This is a genomic window from Streptomyces sp. NPDC127106 (genome assembly GCF_042677605.1).
Lineage (GTDB): Bacteria > Actinomycetota > Actinomycetes > Streptomycetales > Streptomycetaceae > Streptomyces.
This window is the reverse complement of the sequence record NZ_JBHXTC010000024.1, coordinates 110,478-114,518: the sequence shown is the minus strand read 5'-3', so window position 1 is coordinate 114,518 and position 4,041 is coordinate 110,478. Positions and strand designations below refer to the sequence as shown.

Annotated in this window: 3 protein-coding genes; 2 read left to right on the top strand and 1 reads right to left on the bottom strand. The window is 77.2% G+C overall.

Annotated features, from left to right (window positions below):
- Nucleotides 1-158: 158 nt before the first annotated feature.
- Entirely contained in the window at nt 159-980 is an 822-nt protein-coding gene (locus ACFVGY_RS21125; protein ID WP_385679557.1) for a hypothetical protein, read from the bottom strand.
- A gap of 345 nt (nt 981-1,325) precedes the next feature.
- Between ACFVGY_RS21125 and ACFVGY_RS21120 the strand changes: the two genes are divergently transcribed.
- On the top strand, nt 1,326-2,234 hold the full coding sequence (locus tag ACFVGY_RS21120; protein ID WP_385679555.1) for a transglycosylase family protein: 909 nt from the start codon (nt 1,326-1,328) through the stop codon (nt 2,232-2,234).
- 400 nt (nt 2,235-2,634) lie between these two features.
- Nucleotides 2,635-3,630, top strand: coding sequence for a helix-turn-helix transcriptional regulator (locus tag ACFVGY_RS21115; protein WP_385679553.1), 996 nt, complete (start codon nt 2,635-2,637; stop codon nt 3,628-3,630).
- The last annotated feature ends 411 nt before the right edge of the window (nt 3,631-4,041 follow it).

Genomic DNA, 4,041 nt, shown 5'->3' with positions numbered 1-4,041 from the left:
GCCGCGTACACGACGGGCCACATCCGCTCCAGGAACCGGTCGTCGCCCCGGGGCCCGGATTGGTGGCACACGCCCACGGGCACCGACGCGCCGAACAATGTGTCCCCCCCCCGCGCCCGCGGCGCGCCCGCCCCCCCCCGTCTCGGGGTCCCTCGGCGTCAGGCGCCCGGGGTGCCTGCCAGCGGCATCGAGGCGGCCACCAGCCGGCCGGCGGCGGCCGCGCGGTCGAGCGCCTCGCGCAGCAGGTCCTCGCGGGGCTGCTGGCCGATGGAGCCGACCGGGGCGGCGTACACGAGGACGCGCTGGTTCTTGTTGACGGCGGCCCGCCAGCCCTCGGTGACCGACAGGGCCTGGTGCGCCTGCCACCAGGCGACCGGCTTGCCACCCTTGGGGTCCGGCTGGAGCACGGCGTGCAGCTGGCCCGCGGCGAGCAGCACCGACCAGCCGGCGAGCGGGGACGGCACCTCGCCGGTGTCGGTGACGAAGTGGAAGCCCTGCTCGATGAGGAGCGGCAGGAAGTCGTCGCCGGGCCCGTCGCTGCCCGGGCGGGCGATCGGCGCGGTCGGCTCGACGACGAGCGCGGGGTGCAGTTCGCCGCCGATCAGGACCAGGCCGCTGGTGATGCCGAGGACCGCCTGGCCGCCGGGCACGCTCTGCGGCACGGAGCCGGCGGGCGCGGGGGCGGCGGCCTCCGGGGCGGGGCTGTCACCGGTGATGCTGCGGACGGCGCCCTGCAGCTGCTCCTCGGAGACGTTCACGACCTGGGAGGGGATGCAGCCGGCGTGGGCGAAGGCGAGGACGGCGGTCTCCTCGCCCACGAACAGCACGGTGCTGGTGCGGTCGGTCTGCGGGTCCCCGGGGGTGCGGCAGGAGGTGCAGTCGTAACTGCGCGGTGCGTCGTCGCCGGTGAGCAGCCTCTCGGCTTCTTCGTCACCGATCTCGGCACGTACCTCATCACTGACGTCGAGCATGCGGGGCACGGGATGGCTCCTCGGACTAGGCGAGCAGGGGCGGGCCGAGCGGTTCCCGGCCTGCCGGATCAACGGGGGAGCGGCGGCCGGGGTCACGCGGTCGGAGGGAACGGAATCGAACCCGCCCCCCGGAGGGGTGAACGGTCGGACAACGGCGTTGTTTTCGGGTCAACTGTTGCCGCTTTGTGCGCAGTTGCTGGTCGGAGCTGCGCGTTTGGGTGGGGCTGCCACCGGGCTCCAGGGGGCTGCGGTCGGCCTGCCGCGGCTCCGCCGACCGGGTGGGCTTCGGACGAGGTGCGGGACCGTCCGCGTGGCGCGGCGGGTGCGGGGCCGCGGGCTGCGTAGCGTGACGCGATGCCCGACCCCCGGATCCGGCGGGCCGCTTCGGCGGCTGCGGCCGCTGCCGCGCTGGCTCTCGTCCTCGTACTCCCGTCGGGAGCCGGCGCGGCCCCTCCACCTCCGGCGCCCGGGCCCGCGGGGGCGGCGCACCCGGGCTCGACCGGGACCGTCGGCAGCGGGCCGGCGGACTGCGGGCCGGGCGCGCAGTGGCCCTGGGACTGTGTGGCCGACTGCGAGAGCAGCGGGCGCTGGGCGATCAACACCGGCAACGGCTTCTACGGCGGGCTGCAGTTCCACCAGTCGACCTGGGAGGAGTACGGGGGCCTGGCGTTCGCGGCGCGGGCCGATCTGGCCGGCCGGGAGCAGCAGATCCTGGTGGCGGAGGAGGTGGTGGCCCGGCAGGGCTGGGAGGCCTGGCCGGTGTGCGCGAAGCGGTACGGGCTGGCGGGCCGGGGACACGTGGTGCGGGCCGGGGACACGCTCGACGGGATCGCCCGCCGGCGGGGCGTGCAGGGCGGCTGGCCGGCCCTGTACGAGGCGAACCGGACGCTGATCGGCCCGGAGCCGCAGGCGATCGCCCCCGGCATGCTCCTGACCCTGCCTCCGCCGCCCCCGTCCCTGCCCCTGCCCGCGAAGCCGGTGGCGCCGCCCCTGCGGCCGTCTGCCCCGTCCCCGCGGCCGTCTGCCCCGCCACTGAAGCCGTCCGCCCCGTCCCCGCAGTCGGCGCGTCCGGCCAAGCCCGTGGCACCGAGCCCGACTTCGTCGCAGTGGTTCCCGGGCCGGTGGGCGGCCCGGAGCGGGGCGGGGGCGGGCTGGTCGGCTGCGGAGGGCCCGTTCCCCGGCTTCGCCGCCGAAGGCCCGCCCGCGGCGCGGTTCGCGCAGGGGCACCCGGAGGCGGGCGGACGCCTCCGGCCGCCGCCCTGATCGGCGGGCACGACGGCGGGCACGACGGCGGCGCCGGCACCCACCCGGCGGGCGGCCGGTACGTCCGTCCGGGGCGCGTCTGCCCGAGCCCGCGTCGCAGGTCGGTGGTTGCCGGCGCCGCCGCACCTCACTCGTCCGTGTGCCGAACGGTCCCCGTGGTGCCGGGAGGCAGTGGACGGCGCGCGGCCTGCCGCCGGTGACCGCCACCCCGGCCCGAACGTCGAGCGGCCGCGCCGGCCCGTCGGCGGCCCGCCGCCCGACGGCGGGCGCGGGGTCGTCCGGGGTGTGGGGCGAGGGGAGGCGGCCGCGCACTGCTTCGGCGCGCCCCTGCTGCGTCACCGCCCGCGGCCGGCGGTGGGCGGGCGGGCCGGGGGCCGCCGGCGCTGGCACACTGCTCGGCATGCTGGAGACCTCCGCACGACTGCTGCGCCTGCTGTCCCTGTTGCAAGCCCACCGCGAATGGACCGGGGCCGACCTCGCGGAGCGCCTCGGCGTGACCCCGCGGACGGTACGGCGCGACGTGGAACGGCTGCGGGAGCTCGGCTATCCCGTGAACGCCACCCCCGGGACCGGCGGCGGCTACCAGCTGGGCGCCGGGGCCGAGTTGCCGCCGCTGCTGCTCGACGACGACGAGGCGGTGGCCGTCGCGGTGGGGCTGCGCACCGCCGCCGGGAACGGGGTCGAGGGGATCGGCGAGGCCTCCGTACGGGCGCTGGCCAAGCTGGAGCAGGTCCTGCCGGGCAGGCTGCGGCGGCGGGTGTCGGCCATCGACGAGTTCACCGTACCGATGCTGCGCGCGCCGGAGCGCAGCGCCGTCGACCCCTCCGTGCTGGCCGAGTTGGCCGCCGCGTGCCGGGACGGCGAGCGGCTGCGCTTCGCGTACCGGGACCACGGGGGCGGCGCCTCGCGGCGGGTGGTGGAGCCTCACCGGCTGGTGTGCACCGAGCGGCGCTGGTACCTGGTGGCCTGGGATGTGGAGCGGGAGGACTGGCGGACCTTCCGCGCCGACCGGATCGAGCCCAGACCGCCGCACGGTCCGCGGTTCGCCCGGCGCCCGGCTCCCGCGGAGGACCTCGCCGCGTACGTGTCGCAGGGCGTGGCGCAGGCCGCGTACGCCGCGCGTGCGGTGCTGCGGCTGGGGATGCCGGCCGAGGACGCGGCGCGGCTGATCGGGCCGAGCGACGGGGCCCTGGAACCGGTCGACGACAAGAGCTGTCTGCTGCGCACCGGGGCCGTGAGCCTCGACGTGCTCGTCATCCACGTCATGCTGCTCGGCTGCGAGTTCGAGGTGGTGGAGCCGCCGGAGCTGACCGATCGGATCCGGGCGGCCCGGGACCTCCTCGGGCGGGCGGTGGACCGGGCGGGCGAGAGCGCGGCCGCACAGAAGGGGCAATGAAACGGGGCAGCCCCCCGGTGGCCGTGCGCCGGCGGATCCGGGGCAATCGGCCCACGGAATTAGGGCGTTGTCGAACGGAATGCGAATGGGATCGGGCAGCGGTCCGGGTCCGGTTCCGCGGCGCTTCCCGGGCGGTGCCGCGGCGGGTCGGACGGGGCCCGGAAATGGAATGCGGGAAGGGGAGTTGTACACGGCTTGCGTACGACTTCCGGAGAAGTCGGCGGTACCGGAGAACTGTCGACATTCCGTGACAGAAGCGTGACCCGGTACGGACGAACCTACGGGCGCACGGCTGACGTTCGGGAGAATCGGACGGGGTATGGGGGGGGGGGGGGGGGGGGCGCCCCCCCCCCCCCCCGCGGGGGGGGGGGGGGGGCGCGCCCGGGGGGGGGGGCGCGCCCCCCCCGGGGG